Genomic DNA, 21,334 nt, shown 5'->3' with positions numbered 1-21,334 from the left:
AACGTCGTTGGTGACGATATCGTTTCAGAAATACGCCTCTCGAATGACGAACAGGAGCCAGACGACCGGGGCGAGGGCGATGAGCAAGCCGACGATACCTAGCAGATAGTCCCCTTCGACGAGTCCCCGCGCCCATCCCCTCCCGAGGTGAAAGACGAACAGGGAGCAGAGGAGTAAAACCGCGTTGCGGAGCGAAACTCCTGCTCCCTCCGCATTGGAACCGGGTGACGACATTACGCACACCATCGTGTCGAATTTCTATAAATATTCTCCCGTCACGTTCGCACGCCTCCTGACCGGCTGTTTCAGATACGGACTCGGCTGAAGAACGGGAGTTCGACGGGCAACGGAATCAAAAACCAGGGTTTCGACGCGCAGGCGGTCACGTTGCCGTAGGCAACTGACCGACGAGCATCGGCCAAGCACCGACTTGCTCACACACTACCTCACCAAAGAAACACTACTCTCTGGTACACGCTTTCAATTGCAACACGTGTTGTCAAACTAGTCCAAGTAGCGTTACAGCCGTCTGAGAAGTCCCTGGGAGAGTCGCAATACACCGACGAGAAAGAGTGTCATACCTAGCGCAAAGCACCCTGCTGCAAAAGCTGGAACCCAACGGAAGTAGGCTATTACTGTGGTTATTGCACTGACCAACCACACTGAAAGAAGGGAGGATAACGCTCCCCACCACAGGTTGTTACTCCCTTCTTCGTCGGTCCAGTCAACAGATATCAAATAGACCAGTATAGAACTCGTGAGCAGCACCAGTATCGGTGGCGTCTTCCAAGGGTCGAATAACGAGAAGTTGACAAGCCAAGATTGACCAACAAGGACTTTTTCAAAAGCTAATTTCGGGATTAAGTACACCGAGACACTCACCCCTGAAAGTACCATGAACACTATTCCTACCCAGAAAATACGCGAGGATTCGAGTAGGTGAGTTCTTGATATTTGATCATCATTCTCTAAGAACTCAGATCGTAGTAGTGACTGTCCGACGTAAATTAACGCAGTAAACGCCAGTACAATGAGTTGGAGAAAAGTCAGCAGAGTCGATGTCTCAGGACCCATGCGTCGACTCTCACACCCAAAATGTAAGAAAATAATTGTTGGATTTTTCCTCTCTACCTCTTGTTCAGTTGTTCTGGAGTACTTTGATCGAATCTTATCTGATCAAAAATCAGATGAAGAAATTTGTGATGGCGTACCCAACCAGTTGGAGCAAGAAACCAATTGCAAGGTAAACACCTCCTTGGATTATTTTTGCATCGTCTGACTGTTTCCGCTCAGATTCAGCTTGTAAGTCGATTGCATTGTCCAATTGGATAGTATTTATCACACCATCATAGCGTTCGCCACTAGTTGTGAGTACATTAATGTCATTTCCAAGCCCGTTATCTTCGGGTTGTTCAATTCGAGTAATGGTCCCAAGATCACCAACTTGTGATTGAATCACCTCCGCTACAAAACGAAAGCTGTGGTCGTCTGGTTCCAAGTACCCACCCCGACGTAGCTGGTTGCACTCCATTTTGAGTCTCTCTTTTGTGCTTTCTTCAATCTCGGATAGGCTCTGCTGATAGCTACTAAACCCGCGATGAGCAAATATGAGTGAACCTACAAAGCTCAAACCAAGACCGAGTAGTGTAAGGACGTGTGCGGACGTATTGAGAAGACCCATCGTTCACTAATGTCCGTTGGTTGTAAGGTGCATCTATTTAACTAATTGAGACAGTTGGCAGGAACACCCCCCAAGGCTTTGTAGGGTAGTACCCGTACAAGTGAATGAATCGACAGACATCGGTTGTTCGCCAACACACCGTGTGAGACTACAAATCGAGACTGCCCCAGCCTCACCGAACGAATACGTCTCTGAAACGGATGTGCAAACCGAAAAAGGACGCCGAAGTCAGGCCTCGTCCAGCGGTTCGCCCTTGAAGGTGAACTCGGCGGAGTTGTCCTGCGGGTCGTAGCCGAGCACCGCGCGGGCGCGGTCGATGGAGTAGTACTTCCGGTCGTTGTCGGAGATACCGTAGACGATTTCGTAGTCGTAGTCGGCCTCGATACAGCACTCGAAGAGGTGCGCACAGTCGCGGTACGACAGCCACATCGCCTGGCCGCGCTCGTACTCCTTCGGCGGGTGGTGCTGGGTGAGGTTGCCGATGCGGACGTTCACGACCGAGATGTCGTGGTGGTCGTGGTAGTACCGGCCGAGCGTCTCGCCGGCGGCCTTGCTCACGCCGTAGAGGTTACTCGGACGCGGGAGTTCGGTCCCGTCGAGTCGGAACTCGTGGTGCGGACGGTACATGTCCGGGGTCCGGTCCATCGTCTCGTACGCGCCGACGGCGTGGTTCGAGGAGGCGAACGCGAACTTCTCGACGCCCGCGTCGACGGCGGCGTCGAACATCTGTTGGGTGCCGTCGATGTTGTTCCGCAGGACGCTGTCCCACGGCGCTTCGGGACGCGGGTCGCCCGCGAGGTGGATGACGGCCTCGGCGCCGTCCATGGCGTTTCGCACGGCGGTCTCGTCGGTGACGTCGGCGACGTACACCTCCGTGGGGTCGACCGAGTCGGGTATCTTCTCGTCGGAGAGTGGCTCGCGGTCCAGCAGCCGCCAGTCGTAGGCGTCGCCGATGTGCCCTAGTATCGCCTGGCCGACGCGCCCGCCAGCCCCCGTCAGCAAAACCGGCTGGTCCATTCGGTGTAAGTTCTAACAAGAGAGGCTAAGTAAGGACCGGTTCGCGCTCGCGCGACCCCTCAAACCGCCGAACTTTACCCGAGGGCGACGGAGTTCCGGGCATGGTCACAGACCCGCAGACGGCCTGCTTCGAGGCGGGCATCAAGTTCGGAACGCTCTACCACCAGTTCGCCGGGACGCCGGTCTCGCCCGACAGCGCCCGGAGCCTCGAACGGGCCATGGCCGAGGCCATCGAGAACCAACCGTACTGCGAGTCGGTCTCCGTGCACATCCTCGACGGGGCGCTGGAAGCCGAACTCGCCGAGTCGGCCGCCGACTACACGGAACTCACGGGCCGGTTCATGGAGGTCGAGATGGAAATCGACTACGAGGGCGTTCGCGTCCGGACGCGCATGGAGATGGAAGACGGCTACCCGCTGATGAAGCTCGTGTCGGTCGAATGAGCCGGCCGCGAAGCGCCGCCCGCGGACTCGTCGTCCGCGACGGCGAACTCCTCACGATTCGGTACCGTACCGACGGCGAGGACTGGTACGTCGCACCCGGCGGCGGCCAACAGCGCGGTGAGTCGCTCGCGGAGACGGTCCGCCGGGAAGTGTACGAGGAAACAGGCTACGAAGTCGCCGTCGGGTCGCTCGCGTTCGTCAGGGACTTCGTTCCCTCGACGCACTACGACGACAGAGGCGACGACGGCCACCAAGTGGACCATTTCTTCTGGTGCGAACGAGTGAGCGAGGACCCGGACGACCCGACAGAGCGAGATTCGGTTCAGGTGGGCGTGCGGTGGCTCCCCCTCGACGAACTCGGCGAGGTCCGGTTCTTCCCCGGCCCGCTCGGCGACCGACTTCGGGACGTCGGCCCCGACGAGATGGGCGACGGACACGACGCGGTCTACCTCGGCGACGTGGACTGAGAATCCACCCGCGACGAGCGCGGAGTCGTTCGATTTCACTTTCACTTTCGGGGTCGTTTTTAAACCCCCGCGCGCCGAACGTGTGGGCATGAGTCAAAGCACGCTCGACGACGACGACCTGTTCGGAGAGGCGGCGGCGGAGATGCGCACCGACGTCGAGGAACACCTCGGCGAGGCCCGGTCGGTGCTTCCCGACCCGGACGACGTGTGGGAGGCCGACGCCGACAACGTCCTCGGCGTCCTCAACGGCCTTCGCTCCTCGCTCAACGTCGAGGGTGCGGCCGAACACGTCCGACAGGCCAAGAAGTGGTACGTCATCGGCCAGCGCGCCGAGGCGTTCGACGACCCCGAGGACCTCGAAGAAGCCATCGAAGAGCTCGAAGAACTCATCGAGATGGTCGAGGAGGCCCACGAACTCGTCGGGGAACTCACCAACACGATGCCGCAGCTCCGCGGCGCGCTCACCGACGCGGCGGAGGCGGCAGCGGCCGACGACGAGGACGAAGAAGACGGGGAGTAACCCGCCAAACGTCAGCCGGTTCGCGGGCCGTTCAGTCGAGTTGCCGGCGCTCGACCGCGTCGAGGAGCGACGCGAGCGCCTCGGCCGCGAGCGATTCCAGTTCCGCGCCACGTTCGGCGTCGCCCTCGGCTGGGTCGCCGACGACCCCGTTGTCGGTGAACTCGTCGGAGTCGTGGGCCAGGTTGACGCCCGAGACCCACTCGCCCCAGCGGTCGGCACCTCCATCGCGGGCCTCGTCGATTCGGTCCTCACGGACCAGTTCGGGGTGCGTGTGGCGGAGTAAGGCGGTTTCTAGCGGGCCGCCGTGGCCCATGTCCGAGGAGTGGTCGCCGACGGCGTCGAACCACGTGAAAGCGACCGCGTAGACGTCGCCCGTCCGCGAGACGCGCCGGCAGAGCTCCGCGAGCGCGTCGATGTTACCGCCGTGGCCGTTGACGACGACGACGCGGTCGAAGCCGTGGTGGGCGAGCGATTCGATAGTCTCGCGGACGTACGCGCGGAAGGTGTCCGGCGAGACCCAGAGCGTGCCGTCGAAGGCGCGGTGTTCCTCGGCGACGCCGACCGGGATAGTCGGGCCGACGACGACCTCGCCGTCGAACGCGTCGGCACCGACCTCGGCGACCGATTCGGCGTTGAGCGCGTCGGTGCCGAGCGGCGCGTGCGGGCCGTGCTGTTCCGTGCTTCCGACCGGGAGGAGCGCGAGGTCGCCGTCGAGGTCAGCGACCTCGGTCCAAGTGGCTTCGGAGAGTCGCATGCCGAAAGAAGTGTTTGCCCCCTCCTTAGTGGTACGCGAAGCCTCAGTCGTCGCCGGCGTCGACCTCGGCCTGCCGGCGGGCGGCGCGCTCGACGAACTCGTCGGGGAGTTGGTCGATTTCGCCCGCCTGAACCCCCCAGAGATGGGCGTAGAGACCGTCTTCGGACAGGAGGTCGTCGTGCGCCCCGCGCTCGACGATGCGCCCGTCTTCGAGGACGACGATTTGCTCCGCGTCCTTGATAGTCGACAGGCGGTGGGCGATACTGAACGTCGTCCGGTCGGCCGTGAGTTCGTCCAGCGAGCGCTGGATGAGCATCTCCGTCTCGGTGTCAACGTCCGAGGTCGCCTCGTCGAGGACGAGGATGTCCGGGTCCTTCAGGATGGCGCGGGCGATGGAGACGCGCTGGCGCTGGCCGCCGGAGAGCTTCACGCCGCGCTCGCCGACCTTGGTGTCGTACCCCTCGGGGAGGTTCGAGATGAACTCGTGAGCCTCGGCGGCTTTCGCGGCCGCGACGACCGCCTCGTCGTCGGCGTCGAACGTGCCGTAGGTGATGTTGTCGCGGACGGTCCCGTAGAACAGGAACGTCTCCTGGCTGACGTAGGCGATGGACTCCCGGAGGCTGGAGATGGTCACGTCGCGCACGTCTTGGCCGTCGATGTTGACGTGCCCCTCGTCGGGGTCGTACATGCGCATCAGGAGCTTGAGAATCGTCGATTTTCCGGCGCCCGTGGGGCCGACGAGCGCGAGCGTCTCGCCGCCGTCGACCTCGAAGGATATGTCCTCGACGATGGTCTCGCCGTCGCCGTAGCCGAAGGTCACGTCGTCGTACTCGACGCGGCCTTCGGAGACGGCGAGGTCGGGCGCGTCGGGCTGTTCGGCCAGCCGCGCGGGCTCGTCCATCAGGCCGAAGATACGGGCGCTGGAGGCGTGGGCACGCTGGTACATGTTGATAATCTGCCCGAACTGGGCGAGCGGCCAGACGAACTGCTGGGTGAGCAGGATGAAGGTGACGAACTCGCCGACCGCGAGGTCGCCGGTGAAGGGACCGGGACCCTGTCCGTTGATGACCCACAGGCCGCCGACGACGAAGGTGAGGGTGAAGCCGATGCCCGCGAGGATTCGGAGCGCGGGGAAGAACTTGATGCGGGTGTTGATGGCGTCCCAGTTGGCGTCGAAGTAGTCCATCGAGACGCCGTCGACGCGGTCGGACTCGTGGGGTTCGGCGTTGAACGTCTTGATGACCTGGATGCCGCCGAGGTTGTTCTCCAACCGGGAGTTGAGTTTGCCGACCGACGAGCGCACGTCGGCGTACTTCGGCTGGATGATATCGACGAACTTCCACGTGAACAGCGCGATGAGCGGGACCGGCAACAGGGCGACGAGGGCGAGCTGCCAGTTGTACGACATGAGAACCACCGCGATGGCGACGACCATCACGGAGAGGCGGAAAAACGAGTTCATCCCGTCGTTGAGGAACCGTTCGAGCCGGTTCACGTCGTTCGAGAGGATGGACATCATCTCGCCGGTCTGCTTGTCGGCGAAGAAGTCCATGTTGAGCAGTTGCATCCGGTCGTAGGTGTCGGTCCGGACGTCGTGTTGAATCTGCTGGGCGTAGGCGTTCCAGCCCCAGTTTCGGAGCCAGTGGAACAGCGCGCCGGCGGTGAAACTGAACACGATGATGCCGACGGCAAAGAAGAACTGACCGTCTCTGGTCGCGGGGACGTACGGCGCTATCCACGCCTCGGGGAGGACGGGAAACCCGGCCGCGAAGGACTTGTCCTGCCGGATGATGGCGTCGATGGCGAGGCCGAGGATGACCGGCGGCATGAGATCGAGCACGCGGGCGGCGACGCTCGCGAGGACGCCCACGACGAACTCGAAGGTGTTCTCGCGGCCGTACTCGGCGAACAGCCGCCGCATCGGGTTGTCGACCCGCGCTCGTTGGTCCTCGAACGGGTCGTCGTCGTCGATATCAGGGGGCACGACAACGGTTCAGGGGGCGCTCGCAGTAAAGTACTCGGGTGGGGGAGCGGCCCGCCGGTAGATTAACACGAGGCGTTCTGGACCGTATTCCCGGTCGAGCCGCCGGATTCGACGACCGGTTGTTGGCTGACGCCGCAGAGGTCGTTCTGGACGAGTCGGTTGCGATGAGAGTCGTCCAGCGTGACGCCGTGGGCAAGGAGGCCGGTCGTCACGACGTTCTTACGAATTACGTTGCGGTCGCTTCCAGCGAGTTCGAACCCGGCGATGATGATGCGGACCTCGTTTTCGACGAAGCGGTTTCGATGGCTGTCGCGGAGTCGGAAGCCGGGGCCCTCTCCGTCGACGAGGTTTCGTTGGAAGCTGTTTTGCGTGCTCCCATACAGAGAGACCTGAAGCGTGTCGGTTCTGAACTCACAGTCGACGAACTCGTTTCGGTGCGAATCCGTGAGCGTGAGCACGACCGGACTGATGAGCGTACACGACTCGAACCGGGTTCGCACTACGCGGTCGAGAACCACGCCCCTGACGCTCGGCGTGAAGAAGCTCGTGTTCGTCACCGCACAGCGTGACGAGTCCGCGACGACGAACTGTGGCCTCCAATCGTCCGGATGGCCAACGACTTGCGAGTCCGCTATCGACACCCGGCTCGAATCGGTGATTCGACCGCCCTTCGTCAGCACGATGTCGGCTATCGAGACGCGACTGCCCGAAATCGTCGTCTCGCCGACGACGGCGTGTCCCCGGCCGTCGATTCGGACGTCGTCGGCGAGAACCTCCAGACAGTCGAGGTTGCCATCGAGGTAGTACCGACCCGGTTCGGTGACGCTCGCACATCCCGAAAGCACCTCCTCGCCGGTTCTCAGTTGCAACACACCCGGCGCGAGCGCCGGAAGCGCGGCGAGACCCAGTCCGCGAAGCGCCCCTCTCCTCGTGAGTCGAGTTGACATGACACCCTCTCAACTACAACACGTCGGGACAAATACAGATATTGTGAGATACATACCAACTACGTATCAGCATTCGTGACGTACTGCAACTCCGACCGGCGGGGCCGAGTCGGGTGCGTCCGGGGCGCTCAGACCACTCGGTCTTCGACGTCGGGGTCGATGCCCGCCTCGACGAGGTCCTGCCGGACGCGCTCGCGAAGCGGGTCTGGGACCGTGTCGCGACTGACGGGAACCGCGACCTCGCCGTCGCCTTTTACCTTCCAGTAGAGGACGCAGTCGGACGGTTCGTAGTACTCGATGCTGTAGGCGTCGTCCGCCCCGCGATAGTGGACTCGTGCGGCGAACCCCTCGGCGCGCCAGCCTTCGAGTTCCGAGAGCGCCGCGACGTGTGCTGTCATAGTGGGGTCAACGGTCGCCGGCCCTTCGGGTGTTTCGCATCTACTCGGCTTCAACCCGGTCTCCCGCATTGATGCCGGTCTCGTTCGTGTACCCGTACGGGAGTTCGAGGACGTACTTCCCGGTTCCGCGGTAGCGGGTGAGGTCGGACTCGCTCGTTCCCTCGGGGTCGAGTTCGGCGTGGTGGATGCGCGTGATGGTGCCGTTTTCGGCGACAAAGACGATGTCCAGCGGGAAGTCCATGTCGCGCATCACGTAGGCGTAGGTGCCAGACGAGTCGTGGACGAACCACATCCCCTCGTTTTCGGCGAGCGACTCGGTGTCGCTCAGGCCGGTAAAGCGCTTGGCGCGGGTGTCGGCGACGCGGGCGTCCACGGTCGCCAGCGTCTCTCCGGTCTCGTCGTCGACGACGGTGAGCGTGGTCCGTTCGTAGTCGTCGGTCGAGCCGGGGACGACCGCGGGGTTGGTGAGGTACGCGACGCTCGCGACCGCGACGACGACGGCGACGACGAGCAGCGCGGTTCGCGCGCGGGAGGTCATTGCCGGACGTGACGGTCGCCGCGGGTCTAAGGGTTCCGGGGACCGGTCGAAACGAAAACCGTTATGAGCGCGAACCGGTTCGATTGAGATGCAGGGCTCGTGGTCTAGTTGGTTATGACGCGGCCTTTACAAGGCTGAGGTCGGTGGTTCGAATCCGCCCGAGCCCACTTCTGACGACACAGTACGACGAGCGTAGCGAGGAGTCTGTGTCGGCTGAGTGGGCGACAAGGATTCGAATCAGGGAGCAACTCGCAGAGTTGCGACCGAGGTTCGAATCCGCCCGAGCCCATGAAATCCGTGAGCGCAGCGAGCGTGATTTTCTGCCGCGAGGGCGGTTGAACCCTACGAGACGAGCGCAGCGAGTCTCGGTCCGGTTCGAATCCGCCCGAGCCGACTCACGCGCTCCGTTGCATCACCAAAAGCGACATCGGGACGCTGGCGGCGACGAGGCCGTACGCACCACCGAGGAGCGGTTCGACACCCAGCGACGGGGCGAGGAGGTAGCCGCCGACGAACCCGAGCGGGTCGAAGACCAACGCGAGGATGATGAGCTGTACTGCGAACGATTTGGAGGTGAACCAGCGGGGGAGCATCTGTGACACAGTCGTCCCGGAAGTGTTGATCTACGGACCATTTAGTTCTGTGTGATAGCGCTCAGAGCCACGAGGACGCGAACCCTTTTAGCCCAACACGAACCCACAACCGAGTAGTGAACACAGTCGCGCGGCTCCGTGAGACCCCTCGGCGGGCGGCCGTCGCGCTCGACTACGCGCTCGTCGTCCTCGTGGCATCAATCGTTCCGACGCCGCCGGGGAGTCTCGCACCGATGGGTCCGCTCGGACTCGTCGGCCTCGATAAGTGGGTCCACGCGGCCGGGTACGCTGGTCTCGGGCTCGTCTTCGCGTCCGCGGTGCGCGCCAGGGAACGCAAAGAAGTCGTTGGAGCCGTCGTCGTCGCCGCCGCGTTCGGGACGGGTATCGAACTCGTGCAGGCGGTGCTGCCGTACCGGTCGTTCGGCGTCGCCGATGCGGGGGCAAACCTCCTCGGTGCGGTCGTGGGTGGGGCGCTCTGGGTCGCGGTCGCGTGGGTCGCGGAACCCCGGAGGTAGGGTTATCTCACCCCCTCACGAAGGGCGAACGAACGGTGAAGGCAATGGGCACGAGACGACTCATCCGGGCACTCGGTCTCGCGGGAATCGGCGTCGTCGGGACGTACCTCCTCGCGGTTCGACCGTGGCACAGGCGCTGGGGGACCACCGACGATGAGGCGACGGGCTGGCTCCCCGGCGACGACTTCGTCGGCGACGCGGACGTCACCTCGACGCGGGCGATTACGATTGCGGCCCCCGCGCGGGCGGTCTGGCCGTGGCTCGTCCAGTTAGGGCAGGACCGCGGCGGCTTCTACAGCTACGAGCGATTGGAGAACCTGTTCGGCCTGCAGATTCACAACGCGGACCAAATCCTCCCGCAACACCAGCGGCTCGACGTGGGCGACGAGATACGACTCGGCCCGCCGGGCTCGGGCGCGCCGTCGTTCCGGGTCGCGCTGGTCGAACCCGAGCGGACGCTCGTGTTGAGTGCGCCGGGCTGGGAGACCGGCGAGAGCGCGGCGGTATGGACGTTCGCGTTGCACGAGGTGGCTCCCGGCGCGACGCGGTTGATCATCAGATACCGCGGCCGGTCGGAGACGCTCCGCGGGCGCGCGATGAACCGCTTGGTCGTCGAGCCGGTCCAGTTCGCCATGGAGCGGAAGATGCTCAAGGGAATTCGGTCGCGGACGGAGCGGGCGCGGGCGAGCGCGACGGGCGGCCGGCACCGCTGACCCAGCGCCGACGGGCGATTCGAAAGTCTTTTTGATGCGGTCCGGCTTCGGAAGAGTGCGAGCCGCCTTAGCTCAGACTGGGAGAGCACTCGACTGAAGATCGAGCTGTCCCCGGTTCAAATCCGGGAGGCGGCATTTTCCTGCGAACTACCGAGAGAGCGTTGCAACCGAGTCGTGAGCAGTGAAAATGTCGCCTCCCGGATTCTGAACCAGCGAGCGACGCGAACAAAGTGAGCGAGCGAGTGAGGTTCAAATTCGGAAGGCGGCAGTCGAGTTCTCAACGACCAATCGGAACAACGCCCGAGTTCAGCGGCTCAGACCCGTAGACTCGAACACACAGCACCACAGAGACCTGCGGCGTTCTTCAGAAGACTTATGCGCGTGAGGTCGCTGGATGCAAAGGCAATGGCGAAAGGTAAGGTCGACTTCTTCAACGACACTGGCGGCTACGGTTTCATCTCTACTGACGACGCGGACGACGACGTGTTCTTCCACATGGAAGATGTTGGCGGTCCGGACCTCGAAGAGGGTCAGGAAATCGAATTCGACATCGAGCAGGCCCCCAAGGGCCCGCGCGCGACGAACGTCACCCGCCTCTAAGCAGGCTTCCGTTCACCGCAGTACATTCACAAACTGACGAACTTTCCTCCGTTTTTCACGACCGCGAGCGACGGCGTTTCGGCGACCGGGTGACTGAGTCACAGACATGCGGAAGGGTTATCCGTCCGCAGGGTCGTTGTACAGTTGCAATGGCGAAAGGTAAGGTCGACTTCTTCAACGACACTGGCGGCTACGGTTTCATCTCTACTGACGACGCGGACGACGACGTGTTCTTCCACATGGAAGATGTTGGCGGTCCGGACCTCGAAGAGGGTCAGGAAATCGAATTCGACATCGAGCAGGCCCCCAAGGGCCCGCGCGCGACGAACGTCACCCGCCTCTAAGCAGGCTTCCGTTCACCGCAGTACATTCACAAACTGACGAACTTTCCTCCGTTTTTCACGACCGCGAGCGACGGCGTTTCGGCGACCGGGTGACTGAGTCACAGACATGCGGAAGGGTTATCCGTCCGCAGGGTCGTTGTACAGTTGCAATGGCGAAAGGTAAGGTCGACTTCTTCAACGACACTGGCGGCTACGGTTTCATCTCTACTGACGACGCGGACGACGACGTGTTCTTCCACATGGAAGATGTTGGCGGTCCGGACCTCGAAGAGGGTCAGGAAGTGGAGTTCGACATCGAACAGGCCCCCAAGGGCCCGCGCGCGACGAACGTCACGCGCCTGTAATTCGGTTTCCGAATTCAGCAGACAGACGAATCGATTTCTGAGAGTTTTTTTACGCACCCCTGAGCCGTGAGGCTGTGCTGTAGGACCCCCCGCCTCGAGTAGACGCAGTCCCCGACCGGGCGTCACGAACTGTCGAACCCAGAAGGCTCTTATCCTCTCGTAGTTGTGCATCAAACGAACAACAATGTCCGACGACGGGGAGCTGGAACCTCCCGCGGGAATAGACGACACCCATATCGGCGCGGGCGTCTTCGACGAGACGATGGGCCCTGGCTCGTCGTTTGCGCACCTTTACCGGGGCGAAATACACCGGATGAAGTCGTGGCGCGAGCGGCTCGACCGGACCAGTAACTGGGCGATTACGCTGATGGCCGGGATTCTGACGTGGTCGTTTTCCGCACAAACGCACCCGCACTACATCATCCTCCTCGGGGTAGTGACGCTGAGTATCTTCCTCTGTATCGAGGCGCGGCGCTTCCGCGCGTACGACATCTGGCGCTCTCGGGTCCGGATGATTCAGCAGAACGTCTGGGCGTACGCGCTCGACCCGGACGGCGGCGTCCTCGACGAGGACTGGCGGGAGAAACTCGGGGAGGACTACCGTACGCCGAACATGAAGATACCCTTCGAGGAGGCGCTTTCCCACCGGCTCCGACGGGTGTACCTCCCGCTGTTCGTCGTGATGCTCGTCGCGTGGGTCATCCAGCTCACGGCGTACACGGACGGGGCGACGCTCGTCGGGAGCGCCGGCGTCGGCGGCGTCCCCGGAAACATCGTCGTCGCCTTCGTCGCCGGGTTCTACGCGACCCTGCTCGGTATCTCGTTCCGCCCGCGCGAGTGGCACGTCAACGGCGAACTCATTCCGAGCGACGTGACGGGATGGGAGCAATCGGAGTACGGCGACTCGTAGCGTCGCAATTCGAAATGGTTTTTTCGCTCCTGCGCGTCTGTCGAATCGCGCCGCCTTAGCTCAGACTGGGAGAGCACTCGACTGAAGATCGAGCTGTCCCCGGTTCAAATCCGGGAGGCGGCATATTCTGAGATTCTGAGCGGAGCGAAGAATCGAAGAAACGACGCCGAACTGATTTGAACCAGCGAGCAAATCTCCGATTTGCGAGTGAGGTTCAAATCCGGGAGAACCACCCATTTTCAGACCGAGAGTGAGAGTCAAAGCTCCGCTTACGCCCGCGCCTCGTCGAGCCACGCGGGTTCGTCGACGGTCGTCGAACCGACGCCCGTAAGCGAGTACTCCCACGAGCCGCGTACCTCGGTGCCGTCGTCCATCCGCCCCGAGAACGCCCACGATTCGTGGCGCGAGAGGCCGTCTTCGTCGACGAGGACGGCGTACTCGAAGTTCGTAACCTCCAGATTCCCGGGGTCGCCCTGCGCCGCGGCCGACCCGGCGAGAATCAGCGCCTCGCTCGCGGTCGATAGCTCGTAGCGCTCGACCGACACCCCGTCGAACGTCTCGGTGCCGGCGAACGTCAGGTCGTCGTCAGCGCCGTACGCGCGAGCCTGCGAGAGCGCGATGGCGGTGGCGAGAACCTCCATCGACCCCTCGTACGAGGTGTACGTGGCCTCGGCGCCGTCGCCAATCCGGACGTACGTCACGCCGTCGGCGACGTACTGCTCGACGGCTCCCGAGTCGGGCTGGCCGTCGGTCGCCGAGGTCGTTCGACTGTACGACCGCTCGGCTTCGAGGTCGGCGTAGAACTCGCGGGTGACTTCGGTCTCGACGCCGTTCGCGTCGACGCCGGTGTACGACCAACTGACGGTGAAACTCCCGGCGTCGCGGAGGACACGCTCGGGGTCGCTCAACTCGAAGTCGTCGGTTCCGCTCGCGTCGGAGTCCGCGCTGTCGCCGCCCCCATCGGGCTCGTCGATGTCGTCGGTCTGGGCGCCCGGCACAACGTCCGCGCCGCCGGTACAGCCGGCGAGGAGCACGAGAACCGCGACAATCAGGACGGGAATACGGTTGGAATACACGACAACCATACGACGAGTAGAATCTTAAGTAGGCGCAGTGACTCGCGGCCGATTCGACGCGGCCGGCGGCGAAGCCGGCGAACGAAAGCGCGAGTGCGCCGCTCAGACCGTCACCGACGCCGACGTCGCCACGTCGCGGTGCGAGACGCGGACCTCGACCCCCGACGGGGTGACGGAGACGGTCACGTCGTCGACGGTGCGTTCGTACTCGGCGGTGTGGCTGCCGGACCGGGAAACGCGCAGGCGCTTCGAGAGGAGGCCGGCGTCCACGAGCGGGTCGAGTTTTCGGTACGTCGTCGAGAGCGGGAGGTCGCACGCCTCCGAGAGTTCGCTCGCCGAGCGGGCGACGCCGTCGGTCGCGTCGAGGATGCATCGGCAGTCGTCGTCTTCGAGAAGCGAAAAGAGCGCGTCGACGGCGGCGTGGTCGTCGACGACGCGGGGTTCGGACGAGGCGGTCGGGGAGCGAACGGCGAAGGGGAGCGAAGCCTGACTCATACTTCTGTAGAGTCGGCGGACCGGGACCAACGGACAACCACGATAGCGTGGGACGTTTATATACCTCCACCCCCTCACCCCGCCGCCGACCGCGGCGGCGAAATCGCTACCCCTCTTCGAGGACGTCGCCGAGCAGTTTCGTCAGGGCGGCGGCGAGGTGTTCCGAGAACGTCGATTGGTTGATGTCGAGTTCGGCCGCGACCTCGGTCGCATTGGCTCCGCGCGGGCGCTCGAAGTAGCCCATGTCGTAGGCCGTCTGGAGGACTTCGAGCTGACGGGCCGTGAGCTTCCCGCGGTCGACGAAGACGCTGTCGCCGGGGGCGTCGCCGGTGGGCGAGCGCACGAGGCGCTTGATGTCGAGTCCGGGAAAGCGGTCGCGAAGCTCGCCGATGACGGCCTGCAACTGTTCGTAGTCGGCGGCGTGGAAGACGAGCGTCAGACTGCCGCGCTGGGCGAAGTAGCGGTCGACCGGACAGCCGAACTCGCCGAGGCACTCGCACGGACAGCCGGCGCTCCCGTCGTGGGTGTAGCGGTAGAGGTGCTTCGAGCCGTAGGAGAAGATGGGTTCGAGCGCGGACGCCTCCGGAGGGTCGTCGGCCTCGACGACGAACTCGGAGACGCTGACGTCGCCCGGGGTAGAGACGACGCTGGTCGAGACGGAATCGACGACGGAGTCCGTCGAGTGAGCGACCGAGGCGACGGGACAGACCGACGGCGAGTCGAATTCGACCGTGGCGCGAATACCGGCGGGCATCGTGTTACGCGCGGGCGACTCGGTGTTCGCCGCGGGACGCGACGACCACGGACATTACTGGTCGGACTCCGCGACGTCCAGTTCGACCGCCCGGCCGCCCAGCGTCTCGGGGTCGAGTTCGAACAGTTGGATGTCGAGGTCGCGCTTCGTCTCGCCCCAGATTTCGAACAGCGGTCGCTTGGCCTTACCGTACTGGACGATGCGTTCGACGGTCAGCTCGTCGGGGTCGACGCGTTCGAGCGTCCCCTCGGCGATGATGCTCCGGTAGCTCCCGTCGTTCGACTCGTGGACGACGAGTCGGGCCCGCGGGGACGACGTGAGGAACTGCCGCTTTTCGCTTTCGGGCGTGGAGACGAGACGGAGATAGAAGCGACCGCTCTCGCCGTCGTAGCCGTAGGAGATTGGAATCGCGTATGGTTCGTCCGCCTTCGCGAGCGAGAGGACGCCCGTCTCGTGACGGGACAGGACCTCGCGTATCTCGTCGGGCGAGAGTTCGGTCTGTTGGTCCAGAGACATCGGTTCGTACCACCAGACTCGCGGCCGACGTAATTACTGTTACTTCTCGGCGGTGTCCGAGAGACACCAACCGGGCGATATCGGCGGGGTCGGTCGCAGGTGCGAGTCGCTCAGGCGGTCGAGAAGGCGTCCGGCGTGAGCGCGGCGCTGCAGATGACACAGCCGTTTTCGAGGAGGGCGTCGCGCATGGAGTCGTTGACCAGCATGGACTCCGCACACTCCGGGCAGACGAATGTGTAGTCCGCGCTGTCGCTCATGTGGTTCGTAGTACGCGTGGCACACGTATATGTAGCCTACTGTTTTTCGAACGCCCGGGGCGCGGTGGAGCGAACGTCCCAACCGGGCACAGAGAAGAATGGAACCTCACGCGGAACATGGAGCGAACGCCTCGGTCGAGGTCGGACTCCCGCAGATGGGACAGCCGCGTTCGAGGACCGCCGCACGCATCCCGTCGTTGACGGCGAACCGCTCACCGCACTGCGAGCACGTGAACTCGTAGTCGTCCGTCGGCGACGTGGCGCTCATCAGTCCACCTCCGGCGATGCGAGCGTCGCCGTCATCGCGACCGCCCCTCCTCGCCGTCTTCGCCGCCGTCGGTGGCGACCTGCCGGAACGCGAGCGACACGCCGGCGTCGTCGAACGAAACCGAGAGCGTGTCGAAGGTGGTCGCGAACTCCCGCGGGTGGTGCGTTGCGGTCTGAATCCGCAGTCGCTCGTCGAGGAGCGACGCCTCGGTGAGCAGGTCGAGTTTCCGGTAGACCGTCGACAGCGGCACGTCGCAGAGTTCGGCGCACTCCTGCGCGGTCCGCGGGGCCCCGTCGCAGGCGGCGAGGATTCGCCGGCTGTCGCCGTCGCTGAGCGCAGAGAGGACGGCCGACGGCTCCGCGGCGACCTGCTGGGGCCGGGTCAGGTCGAGCGTCGATGCACCACGGGCGGCGAAAGCGGAAGAGGAGTTCATACTTCGATAGACGACGGACAACGGGAGGTATCTCCGCCCGCGCTATCCGGGGAGGTTTAAGTACTCGACCCGTCTCCGGCTTCGAGTTGAGCCAGTCTGCGGCGCACCGCGGGGTTCGAACTCGGCGCGAGGATGAAGTGGCCCGCGCCCATCGTGAGGCTCCGCAGGTACCAGTAGACAGCGCGCTCGACCGGGCGGAACCGGCCGTCGGTCAGCGCGACCGCGCCGCGCCACGCGTTCCGCCGCCCCTCGCGGAGCGTGAAAAACGACAGCGCCTCGTCCAGCCGACCCAGCGACTCGTCGATGTCGGCGACGCCGTCGGCGTACCGCTCGGCGATGAGGTCCTGTTCCTCGTCGACGAGGCGGCGGAGGACCCGGTTGATGCGGCGGTGGTCGTCGTACTTCGCGGGGCGGTCGGGGTCGATGCCGACCTCGTGGAGCGCCAGCGCGAGGTCGTAGTTCACGTGCGCGTTGACGCCGAGCAACACGTCCTGCACCACGAGCGACTCCCCGGCGAGCGCCGTCTCGAAGGAGAGTTGCCACGGGTCGGGCACGTCGTCGTGGTCGCCGCGCTCGAAGGCGCGGAACGCCCGGCGGTAGTGGTCCGCGAAGGTAACGAGGTAGTCGGCGACCCACTCGGGGTCGGTGAACTCGCCGCCGCCGAGTCCGCGGTCGACCTCGGCGGTGACGCGGACGTAGATGGTCAGGAAGGCGGCGCGGCGGTCGCCGCGCTCGTACAGGAGCGATTCGAGCGCCGACAGCCGCTCGTGGGCGTCGGCCACGTCCCGGAACGGCGCGTCGACGAGTTCGAGAACCTCCTCGGTCGCGTCGCGGGCGACACCGGAGAGCGACGGATTCGGCGTCCGCACCGCGGCCGCGAGCTTTCTTCCCTCCTCGAACGTCGTCCGTCGCATGGGTTGGCCGTCCAGACGGTCCCGCCTTCGATAACGATACCGGCGCGCACGCGCTCGCGACCGAGAATCAGCGGGTGGGACGCTCACGCCCGGCGCTGGAGACCGGACCGGGAGTCGATACGAAGCTCCCACCCGAGGATGTCCTGCATCGGCTCCGTCTCCGAAAACAGAGTCGGATACCACGCGTTGTCTTCGAGCACGTCGTGGACGCGGTCCCAGTCGCCGTCGTCGACCCGGCGGAGTTCGCCGTCGACGACGACGCTCTCCCACTCGTCCCGCGAGGGGGCGTTCCAGACGGCGAAGCTCGCGCGGGCGGTCCGCTCGGCGAAGTCGGCCTTCTTCGAGGACTCGCCGGGGCGGAGGAAGACGAAGTAGAGTCGTCCCCGGTCGGCGTCGTAGCCGAACGAGAGGGGAATCCCGTAGGCGACGCCGTCGTCGGCGAGCGAGAGGACGCCGACGCCCTCCTCGCGGAGCAGGCGGTCTATCTCCTCCGACGGCATCTCGATTCGGTTGTGTTCGGCGAAGTCAGGGGCCATGGGAGATATACGCACGGAGATGACATAAGCCTGCCAGCGACCCGGAGACCGGCGACTAGCGACCGACGAGTGGCCGCCGCGGCGCTCGCTCGACCCCGACGCGCGACGCGGGGCTTATCCCCGGCGACGACGAACCGCGGGACGACATCCGGATGACGGTGAACACACTCCACCGGCCGACGCACCGCGACGCCCTCGTCCACCTCGAAGCCGCCTTCGAGCGCGACGACATGGTGACCGTGTTCGGTCGGTGCACGGTCGACTACGACGGCCGCGCGACGAGCGAACTCGGCCCCGGCAACCGGCTCGTCGTCCTGAAGCCGGACGGCTCGATTCTGGTCCACACGGACGAGAAACGGACGCCCGTCAACTGGCAACCGCCGGGGTGTACCCACTCCGCGAGCGTCCGCGACGGCCGGCTCCGGGTCCGGAGCACCCGCACGAGCCCCGACGAGCGACTCGACGTGCACTTCGAGCGCGTCGAGCAGTGTTCGGCCTACGCCGTGAACGACCGCAGCGACCTCGAACTGGTCGGCAGCGAGGAGGACCTGCGGCAGCACATCCTCTCGGACCCCGACATCCTCGAACCGGGCTTCGAGCCGCTCGAGACCGAGCGGCAGAGCGACGCGGGCGCAATCGACATCTTCGGCGAGGACGCCGACGGCGTCCCGGTCGTCGTGGAGTTGAAGCGCCGGCGCGTCGGCCCCTCGGCGGCGAGTCAGCTCCGACGGTACGTGGACGCGCTCCACCGGGAGTTCGGCGACGACGAGCCGGTTCGCGGCGTCCTCGTCGCTCCCTCGGTGACCGAGCGAGCGGCGGACATGCTCGACCGCGAGGGGCTGGAGTTCGTCGCGCTCGACCCCGAGACGGGCGAACCTCCGGTCGAGGAGGACGACGGCGAAAACAGCGGTTCAGACGGGGCCGAAGCGGAAGAAGACGGCGCGGCCGGCGACGAGGTCTAAATCAGTCCAGACCGGCGGCGGCGACGAAGTTCTCGACGGTCCGAGCGGCCGTCACGTCGTCGAAGTCGCGGTCGGCGCCACCGTCGGGCCAGCCGAAGTCGTCGGCGATGCGGTCGAGGAGGTCGGCCGTGAACTCGGGGTGGTACTGGACCGTCCAGACGGGCGCGTCCTCGTGGCGCGTCGCGAGGTGGTCGTAGTAGTCCGCGGCGGCGACGGTCTCCATGCGGTCGCCGGGGGCGACGACGTAGTCGCCGTGGACCATCGGAATGCGCCCGGAGACGCCATCGAACAGGGGGTCGTCGCCGAGGTCAACGTCGGCGATGCCGCGGCGCTGGTCGCCGGCCTCGACGGTGCCGCCGAGCGCGTCGTTGACGAGTTGGTGGCCGAAACAGACGCCGAGCGTGGGCAGTTCGCGGGCGACGAGGTCGCGGGCGAGCAGGCGAGCGTCGGCGAGCCACGGGCGCTCGTCGGCCTCGTAGACGCCCGCGGTGCTCCCGGTGAGCACGACGGCGTCGACGTTCGAGAGCGTCGGGAGGCCGTCGTTGGGGAGCGAGTGAACGGTCCCCTCGCGGCCGTCGAGGGCGAGGTCGGCGAGCGCGTCGGTGAAGTACGCGGGGCCGTCCGCAGCCATGCAGTCGCAGACGAGCAACATGGTCCGAACCGTAGCGACGGCGGCGCATAAGCGTGTCTCCCGGTCGAGGGGTCGACTCGCCCGCCGCCGGGGACCGGTGGGACTCGAATGCGGTTCGGTGGCCCATCGCGGCGAACCGACGTGCGAGCCCCTGACACGACCGCGGCGGGCGAATGAAGCTTCGAAGCGTTTTTAGCCCGCCTGACCCTTCGGTTTCACAAGTAACCATGTCAGACAAACCCGCCTCTATGTACCGGGAGATTACGAACCCGGCGTACACCCGACGCGAGTACATCACGGGTATCCCCGGTTCGAAGATCGCACAGCACAACATGGGCGACCTGCAGGCCGACCCCGAGGACTACCCCGTCCAGATCAGCCTGAAGGTCGAAGAGGAAGTGCAGATTCGCCACGGTTCGCTCGAATCCGCGCGTCTGTCTGCCAACCGCCTCATGCTCAAGCACGCGGGCGAAAAGCAGTACAAGATGATTCTGCGCAAGTTCCCGCACCACGTCATCCGCGAGAACAAGCAGGCGACCGGTGCGGGTGCGGACCGTGTCTCCGACGGGATGCGCCAGTCGTTCGGGAAGGTCGTCGGGACCGCCGCTCGCATCCCCAAGGGCGAGACGGTGTTCACCATCTACTGCGACGTCGAGGACGCCGCGACCGCGAAGGACGCCTTCCGCCGCGCGTACAACAAGATGTCGCCGCCGTGCCGCATCGTCGTCGAGCGCGGCGAAGAGCTGCTCGTCGCGTAAGTTCGCGACCTCGCGCCGGCGCGTGTTCGGAACGCGCCTCGCCTCGAACCCATCATTTTTCCCCCGGGACGTCACCTCGTAGCGTATGCTTCGGTTGGCGGTCACCACCTCCAGCGAGACGTTCGAGCGAATGCGCGGCCCGCTCGGCGACCGCGGCATCGACGTGGGTCACCTCCCCGCCGAGGGGTTCGCACTCGACCTCTCGACGCCGCCGGCCGAGTCGTTCGACGCCGGCTTCGTCTACCCCTCGCGTCCGATGGAAGGCGGCGTCGTCACCGCCAGACACGACATCCCGTGGGTGAACACGCGCGAAGACGTGCTCACCTCGCGGAACAAGGCGGGCGTCATCGCGACGCTCGAACGCGCCGGGGTGCCGGTTCCGCGGAGCGTCTACGTCTCCAACCCGGCCGACGAGTCCGACCTGCTCGACGCCGTCGAGTCCGCGGGTCTCGACTATCCGGTCGTCGTCAAGCCGAACTCCACGACGCGGGGCGTCGGCATCGCCAAGGCCCACGACCCGGACTCGCTTTCGGGGCACGCGGACGTGCTGAGCCTCGTCCACGACTTCCGGGCGACCGGCGACAAGTCGTTCCTGATTCAGGAGTGGCTGCCGGACGCCCGCGATTACCGAGCGATGGTGCTCGACGGCGAGGTGGTCGGCGCGGTGGAGCGCCGACTGACGGAGGGCGCGCGCGACGGCGGGCGCTGGAAGCACAACGTCCACCGGGGCGCGGAGGCGGTCGGGGCGGACCTCCCGAAGCGACACCGCGACCTCGCCGAAGCGGTCGCCGACGAGTTGGGCATCCGCTATCTCGGGGTTGACCTGCTGGAATCCGACGGCCGGGTCGTCGTCTCGGAGACGAACGCCCGGCCGACCATCGACGACGACGCGAAGTACGACGACGGCTTTTTCGACCGACTGGCGGCGCTCGTCGAGCGGGTCGCAAAGAAGTCCTGAGCGGGCCG

Annotated in this window: 32 protein-coding genes and 3 tRNA genes; 15 read left to right on the top strand and 20 right to left on the bottom strand. The window is 64.7% G+C overall.

Annotation, left to right across the window (positions count from 1 at the left end; translation table 11 throughout):
* Positions 1–24 precede the first annotated feature (24 nt).
* The 4 genes from C5B91_RS01070 to azf all read right to left on the bottom strand — a co-directional run bounded on the left by C5B91_RS01070 (position 25) and on the right by azf (position 2,698).
* Positions 25–234: a hypothetical protein gene (locus tag C5B91_RS01070; RefSeq protein ID WP_115818972.1), complete on the bottom strand. Its 210-nt coding sequence runs from the start codon at positions 232–234 to the stop codon at positions 25–27.
* 285 nt (positions 235–519) lie between these two features.
* Complete coding sequence (locus C5B91_RS21900; protein ID WP_147298768.1) at positions 520–1,074, bottom strand: hypothetical protein; 555 nt, start codon at positions 1,072–1,074, stop codon at positions 520–522.
* Positions 1,075–1,183: 109 nt separating this feature from the next.
* Positions 1,184–1,681 (bottom strand): hypothetical protein, encoded by a 498-nt coding sequence (locus C5B91_RS22605; RefSeq protein WP_233547653.1) that lies wholly within the window; start codon positions 1,679–1,681, stop codon positions 1,184–1,186.
* A 228-nt stretch (positions 1,682–1,909) separates the two neighbouring features.
* Complete coding sequence (azf, locus tag C5B91_RS01065) at positions 1,910–2,698, bottom strand: NAD-dependent glucose-6-phosphate dehydrogenase (RefSeq protein ID WP_004973324.1); 789 nt, start codon at positions 2,696–2,698, stop codon at positions 1,910–1,912.
* Positions 2,699–2,799: 101 nt separating this feature from the next.
* Between azf and C5B91_RS01060 the strand changes: the two genes are divergently transcribed.
* The 3 genes from C5B91_RS01060 (at position 2,800) to C5B91_RS01050 (ending at position 4,128) form a co-directional block, all read left to right on the top strand.
* Positions 2,800–3,141 (top strand): dihydroneopterin aldolase family protein, encoded by a 342-nt coding sequence (locus C5B91_RS01060; protein WP_049968055.1) that lies wholly within the window; start codon positions 2,800–2,802, stop codon positions 3,139–3,141.
* Entirely contained in the window at positions 3,138–3,608 is a 471-nt protein-coding gene (locus C5B91_RS01055; RefSeq protein ID WP_008091766.1) for an NUDIX domain-containing protein, read from the top strand. Before C5B91_RS01060 ends, C5B91_RS01055 begins: the two co-directional genes overlap by 4 nt.
* Positions 3,609–3,696: 88 nt before the next feature.
* Positions 3,697–4,128 carry a DUF5790 family protein gene (locus tag C5B91_RS01050; protein WP_008091764.1) on the top strand — a complete coding sequence of 144 codons (432 nt, stop codon included), beginning with the start codon at positions 3,697–3,699 and terminating at the stop codon, positions 4,126–4,128.
* A gap of 31 nt (positions 4,129–4,159) precedes the next feature.
* On the opposite strand, the gene C5B91_RS01045 is transcribed toward C5B91_RS01050, so the two are convergent.
* From C5B91_RS01045 to C5B91_RS01025, 5 genes are all read right to left on the bottom strand, one after another.
* On the bottom strand, positions 4,160–4,882 hold the full coding sequence (locus C5B91_RS01045; RefSeq protein WP_008091763.1) for a creatininase family protein: 723 nt from the start codon (positions 4,880–4,882) through the stop codon (positions 4,160–4,162).
* A gap of 43 nt (positions 4,883–4,925) precedes the next feature.
* A complete protein-coding gene (locus C5B91_RS01040) occupies positions 4,926–6,803 on the bottom strand; it encodes an ABC transporter ATP-binding protein (RefSeq protein ID WP_394295172.1) in 1,878 nt (625 codons plus the stop codon).
* A gap of 125 nt (positions 6,804–6,928) precedes the next feature.
* Positions 6,929–7,813: a NosD domain-containing protein gene (locus tag C5B91_RS01035; RefSeq protein WP_049913351.1), complete on the bottom strand. Its 885-nt coding sequence runs from the start codon at positions 7,811–7,813 to the stop codon at positions 6,929–6,931.
* A gap of 128 nt (positions 7,814–7,941) precedes the next feature.
* On the bottom strand, positions 7,942–8,211 hold the full coding sequence (locus C5B91_RS01030) for a hypothetical protein (RefSeq protein WP_008091757.1): 270 nt from the start codon (positions 8,209–8,211) through the stop codon (positions 7,942–7,944).
* Positions 8,212–8,251: 40 nt separating this feature from the next.
* Complete coding sequence (locus C5B91_RS01025) at positions 8,252–8,749, bottom strand: DUF192 domain-containing protein (protein WP_115818971.1); 498 nt, start codon at positions 8,747–8,749, stop codon at positions 8,252–8,254.
* A gap of 93 nt (positions 8,750–8,842) precedes the next feature.
* On the opposite strand from C5B91_RS01025, the gene C5B91_RS01020 reads away from it, so the two are divergent.
* Positions 8,843–8,916, top strand: a tRNA-Val gene (locus C5B91_RS01020).
* A 228-nt stretch (positions 8,917–9,144) separates the two neighbouring features.
* Here the strand turns inward: C5B91_RS01020 and C5B91_RS01015 are convergent.
* Positions 9,145–9,342, bottom strand: a complete 198-nt coding sequence (locus C5B91_RS01015; RefSeq protein ID WP_008091754.1) for a hypothetical protein — start codon at positions 9,340–9,342, stop codon at positions 9,145–9,147.
* Positions 9,343–9,458: 116 nt separating this feature from the next.
* Between C5B91_RS01015 and C5B91_RS01010 the strand changes: the two genes are divergently transcribed.
* The 8 genes from C5B91_RS01010 (at position 9,459) to C5B91_RS00975 (ending at position 12,891) form a co-directional block, all read left to right on the top strand.
* Positions 9,459–9,857, top strand: a complete 399-nt coding sequence (locus tag C5B91_RS01010; RefSeq protein ID WP_115818970.1) for a VanZ family protein — start codon at positions 9,459–9,461, stop codon at positions 9,855–9,857.
* A 44-nt stretch (positions 9,858–9,901) separates the two neighbouring features.
* Positions 9,902–10,570, top strand: a complete 669-nt coding sequence (locus C5B91_RS01005; protein WP_008091750.1) for a hypothetical protein — start codon at positions 9,902–9,904, stop codon at positions 10,568–10,570.
* 61 nt (positions 10,571–10,631) lie between these two features.
* Positions 10,632–10,705, top strand: a tRNA-Phe gene (locus C5B91_RS01000).
* Positions 10,706–10,975: 270 nt separating this feature from the next.
* On the top strand, positions 10,976–11,170 hold the full coding sequence (locus C5B91_RS00995; protein WP_004057907.1) for a cold-shock protein: 195 nt from the start codon (positions 10,976–10,978) through the stop codon (positions 11,168–11,170).
* A gap of 149 nt (positions 11,171–11,319) precedes the next feature.
* The gene (locus C5B91_RS00990) at positions 11,320–11,514 is read left to right on the top strand and encodes a cold-shock protein (protein WP_004057907.1); all 195 of its coding nucleotides are present in this window, start codon (positions 11,320–11,322) and stop codon (positions 11,512–11,514) included.
* Between the two features lie 149 nt (positions 11,515–11,663).
* A complete protein-coding gene (locus tag C5B91_RS00985; RefSeq protein ID WP_004057909.1) occupies positions 11,664–11,858 on the top strand; it encodes a cold-shock protein in 195 nt (64 codons plus the stop codon).
* A gap of 184 nt (positions 11,859–12,042) precedes the next feature.
* Positions 12,043–12,768 carry a DUF2270 domain-containing protein gene (locus tag C5B91_RS00980; RefSeq protein WP_115818969.1) on the top strand — a complete coding sequence of 242 codons (726 nt, stop codon included), beginning with the start codon at positions 12,043–12,045 and terminating at the stop codon, positions 12,766–12,768.
* Between the two features lie 49 nt (positions 12,769–12,817).
* Positions 12,818–12,891: transfer RNA gene (locus C5B91_RS00975), tRNA-Phe, on the top strand.
* 146 nt (positions 12,892–13,037) lie between these two features.
* Here the strand turns inward: C5B91_RS00975 and C5B91_RS00970 are convergent.
* The 9 genes from C5B91_RS00970 to C5B91_RS00935 form a co-directional block, all read right to left on the bottom strand.
* Positions 13,038–13,844, bottom strand: a complete 807-nt coding sequence (locus tag C5B91_RS00970) for a hypothetical protein (protein WP_049913390.1) — start codon at positions 13,842–13,844, stop codon at positions 13,038–13,040.
* A 102-nt stretch (positions 13,845–13,946) separates the two neighbouring features.
* The gene (locus C5B91_RS00965; protein ID WP_008091733.1) at positions 13,947–14,339 is read right to left on the bottom strand and encodes a helix-turn-helix domain-containing protein; all 393 of its coding nucleotides are present in this window, start codon (positions 14,337–14,339) and stop codon (positions 13,947–13,949) included.
* Positions 14,340–14,445: 106 nt separating this feature from the next.
* Positions 14,446–15,093 (bottom strand): DNA-binding protein, encoded by a 648-nt coding sequence (locus C5B91_RS00960; RefSeq protein WP_008091732.1) that lies wholly within the window; start codon positions 15,091–15,093, stop codon positions 14,446–14,448.
* Positions 15,094–15,147: 54 nt separating this feature from the next.
* Positions 15,148–15,609: a pyridoxamine 5'-phosphate oxidase family protein gene (locus C5B91_RS00955; protein WP_008091731.1), complete on the bottom strand. Its 462-nt coding sequence runs from the start codon at positions 15,607–15,609 to the stop codon at positions 15,148–15,150.
* A 110-nt stretch (positions 15,610–15,719) separates the two neighbouring features.
* Entirely contained in the window at positions 15,720–15,866 is a 147-nt protein-coding gene (locus C5B91_RS22235) for a hypothetical protein (protein WP_008091730.1), read from the bottom strand.
* A gap of 106 nt (positions 15,867–15,972) precedes the next feature.
* Positions 15,973–16,134, bottom strand: a complete 162-nt coding sequence (locus C5B91_RS00950) for a zinc ribbon domain-containing protein (protein WP_008091728.1) — start codon at positions 16,132–16,134, stop codon at positions 15,973–15,975.
* A 31-nt stretch (positions 16,135–16,165) separates the two neighbouring features.
* Positions 16,166–16,567, bottom strand: coding sequence for a helix-turn-helix domain-containing protein (locus C5B91_RS00945; protein WP_008091726.1), 402 nt, complete (start codon positions 16,565–16,567; stop codon positions 16,166–16,168).
* Between the two features lie 56 nt (positions 16,568–16,623).
* Positions 16,624–17,481 carry a DUF5995 family protein gene (locus C5B91_RS00940; RefSeq protein WP_008091724.1) on the bottom strand — a complete coding sequence of 286 codons (858 nt, stop codon included), beginning with the start codon at positions 17,479–17,481 and terminating at the stop codon, positions 16,624–16,626.
* A gap of 83 nt (positions 17,482–17,564) precedes the next feature.
* The gene (locus C5B91_RS00935; RefSeq protein ID WP_008091723.1) at positions 17,565–18,017 is read right to left on the bottom strand and encodes a pyridoxamine 5'-phosphate oxidase family protein; all 453 of its coding nucleotides are present in this window, start codon (positions 18,015–18,017) and stop codon (positions 17,565–17,567) included.
* A gap of 152 nt (positions 18,018–18,169) precedes the next feature.
* Between C5B91_RS00935 and nucS the strand changes: the two genes are divergently transcribed.
* Positions 18,170–18,979 carry an endonuclease NucS gene (gene nucS / locus C5B91_RS00930; protein ID WP_119712784.1) on the top strand — a complete coding sequence of 270 codons (810 nt, stop codon included), beginning with the start codon at positions 18,170–18,172 and terminating at the stop codon, positions 18,977–18,979.
* 1 nt (position 18,980) lies between these two features.
* On the opposite strand, the gene C5B91_RS00925 is transcribed toward nucS, so the two are convergent.
* The gene (locus tag C5B91_RS00925; RefSeq protein ID WP_115818967.1) at positions 18,981–19,631 is read right to left on the bottom strand and encodes a type 1 glutamine amidotransferase; all 651 of its coding nucleotides are present in this window, start codon (positions 19,629–19,631) and stop codon (positions 18,981–18,983) included.
* Positions 19,632–19,837: 206 nt separating this feature from the next.
* Here C5B91_RS00925 and C5B91_RS00920 point away from each other — a divergent pair, with 206 nt between their 5' ends.
* Complete coding sequence (locus tag C5B91_RS00920) at positions 19,838–20,368, top strand: 50S ribosomal protein L16 (protein WP_008091717.1); 531 nt, start codon at positions 19,838–19,840, stop codon at positions 20,366–20,368.
* Positions 20,369–20,453: 85 nt separating this feature from the next.
* Positions 20,454–21,326: a RimK family alpha-L-glutamate ligase gene (locus C5B91_RS00915; RefSeq protein WP_115818966.1), complete on the top strand. Its 873-nt coding sequence runs from the start codon at positions 20,454–20,456 to the stop codon at positions 21,324–21,326.
* Positions 21,327–21,334 lie beyond the last annotated feature (8 nt).

Origin of the sequence: Haloferax sp. Atlit-10N, from assembly GCF_003586325.1 — an archaeon.
Classification (GTDB): Archaea; Halobacteriota; Halobacteria; order Halobacteriales; family Haloferacaceae; genus Haloferax; species Haloferax prahovense.
Note: the sequence above shows the minus strand (reverse complement) of the source record. Positions and strands in the feature narration are given on the sequence as shown.

Excerpts from the sequence above, each read along its gene's own strand:
- azf (WP_004973324.1), bottom strand. The coding sequence starts at position 2,698 with ATGGACCAGCCGGTTTTGCTGACGGGGGCTGGCGGGCGCGTCGGCCAG.
- C5B91_RS01015 (WP_008091754.1), bottom strand. The coding sequence starts at position 9,342 with ATGCTCCCCCGCTGGTTCACCTCCAAATCGTTCGCAGTACAGCTCATC.
- C5B91_RS00995 (WP_004057907.1), top strand. The coding sequence starts at position 10,976 with ATGGCGAAAGGTAAGGTCGACTTCTTCAACGACACTGGCGGCTACGGT.
- nucS (WP_119712784.1), top strand. The coding sequence starts at position 18,170 with ATGACGGTGAACACACTCCACCGGCCGACGCACCGCGACGCCCTCGTC.
- C5B91_RS22605 (WP_233547653.1), bottom strand. The coding sequence starts at position 1,681 with ATGGGTCTTCTCAATACGTCCGCACACGTCCTTACACTACTCGGTCTT.
- C5B91_RS00925 (WP_115818967.1), bottom strand. The coding sequence starts at position 19,631 with ATGTTGCTCGTCTGCGACTGCATGGCTGCGGACGGCCCCGCGTACTTC.
- C5B91_RS00935 (WP_008091723.1), bottom strand. The coding sequence starts at position 18,017 with ATGGCCCCTGACTTCGCCGAACACAACCGAATCGAGATGCCGTCGGAG.
- C5B91_RS00965 (WP_008091733.1), bottom strand. The coding sequence starts at position 14,339 with ATGAGTCAGGCTTCGCTCCCCTTCGCCGTTCGCTCCCCGACCGCCTCG.
- C5B91_RS01005 (WP_008091750.1), top strand. The coding sequence starts at position 9,902 with ATGGGCACGAGACGACTCATCCGGGCACTCGGTCTCGCGGGAATCGGC.
- C5B91_RS01060 (WP_049968055.1), top strand. The coding sequence starts at position 2,800 with ATGGTCACAGACCCGCAGACGGCCTGCTTCGAGGCGGGCATCAAGTTC.
- C5B91_RS01055 (WP_008091766.1), top strand. The coding sequence starts at position 3,138 with ATGAGCCGGCCGCGAAGCGCCGCCCGCGGACTCGTCGTCCGCGACGGC.
- C5B91_RS00980 (WP_115818969.1), top strand. The coding sequence starts at position 12,043 with ATGTCCGACGACGGGGAGCTGGAACCTCCCGCGGGAATAGACGACACC.
- C5B91_RS00985 (WP_004057909.1), top strand. The coding sequence starts at position 11,664 with ATGGCGAAAGGTAAGGTCGACTTCTTCAACGACACTGGCGGCTACGGT.
- C5B91_RS00940 (WP_008091724.1), bottom strand. The coding sequence starts at position 17,481 with ATGCGACGGACGACGTTCGAGGAGGGAAGAAAGCTCGCGGCCGCGGTG.
- C5B91_RS00960 (WP_008091732.1), bottom strand. The coding sequence starts at position 15,093 with ATGCCCGCCGGTATTCGCGCCACGGTCGAATTCGACTCGCCGTCGGTC.
- C5B91_RS00990 (WP_004057907.1), top strand. The coding sequence starts at position 11,320 with ATGGCGAAAGGTAAGGTCGACTTCTTCAACGACACTGGCGGCTACGGT.
- C5B91_RS00950 (WP_008091728.1), bottom strand. The coding sequence starts at position 16,134 with ATGAGCGCCACGTCGCCGACGGACGACTACGAGTTCACGTGCTCGCAG.
- C5B91_RS01030 (WP_008091757.1), bottom strand. The coding sequence starts at position 8,211 with ATGACAGCACACGTCGCGGCGCTCTCGGAACTCGAAGGCTGGCGCGCC.
- C5B91_RS22235 (WP_008091730.1), bottom strand. The coding sequence starts at position 15,866 with ATGAGCGACAGCGCGGACTACACATTCGTCTGCCCGGAGTGTGCGGAG.
- C5B91_RS00955 (WP_008091731.1), bottom strand. The coding sequence starts at position 15,609 with ATGTCTCTGGACCAACAGACCGAACTCTCGCCCGACGAGATACGCGAG.
- C5B91_RS00945 (WP_008091726.1), bottom strand. The coding sequence starts at position 16,567 with ATGAACTCCTCTTCCGCTTTCGCCGCCCGTGGTGCATCGACGCTCGAC.
- C5B91_RS01025 (WP_115818971.1), bottom strand. The coding sequence starts at position 8,749 with ATGACCTCCCGCGCGCGAACCGCGCTGCTCGTCGTCGCCGTCGTCGTC.
- C5B91_RS01045 (WP_008091763.1), bottom strand. The coding sequence starts at position 4,882 with ATGCGACTCTCCGAAGCCACTTGGACCGAGGTCGCTGACCTCGACGGC.
- C5B91_RS01050 (WP_008091764.1), top strand. The coding sequence starts at position 3,697 with ATGAGTCAAAGCACGCTCGACGACGACGACCTGTTCGGAGAGGCGGCG.
- C5B91_RS01035 (WP_049913351.1), bottom strand. The coding sequence starts at position 7,813 with ATGTCAACTCGACTCACGAGGAGAGGGGCGCTTCGCGGACTGGGTCTC.
- C5B91_RS01040 (WP_394295172.1), bottom strand. The coding sequence starts at position 6,803 with ATGCGGCGGCTGTTCGCCGAGTACGGCCGCGAGAACACCTTCGAGTTC.
- C5B91_RS00920 (WP_008091717.1), top strand. The coding sequence starts at position 19,838 with ATGTCAGACAAACCCGCCTCTATGTACCGGGAGATTACGAACCCGGCG.
- C5B91_RS01070 (WP_115818972.1), bottom strand. The coding sequence starts at position 234 with ATGTCGTCACCCGGTTCCAATGCGGAGGGAGCAGGAGTTTCGCTCCGC.
- C5B91_RS00915 (WP_115818966.1), top strand. The coding sequence starts at position 20,454 with ATGCTTCGGTTGGCGGTCACCACCTCCAGCGAGACGTTCGAGCGAATG.
- C5B91_RS21900 (WP_147298768.1), bottom strand. The coding sequence starts at position 1,074 with ATGGGTCCTGAGACATCGACTCTGCTGACTTTTCTCCAACTCATTGTA.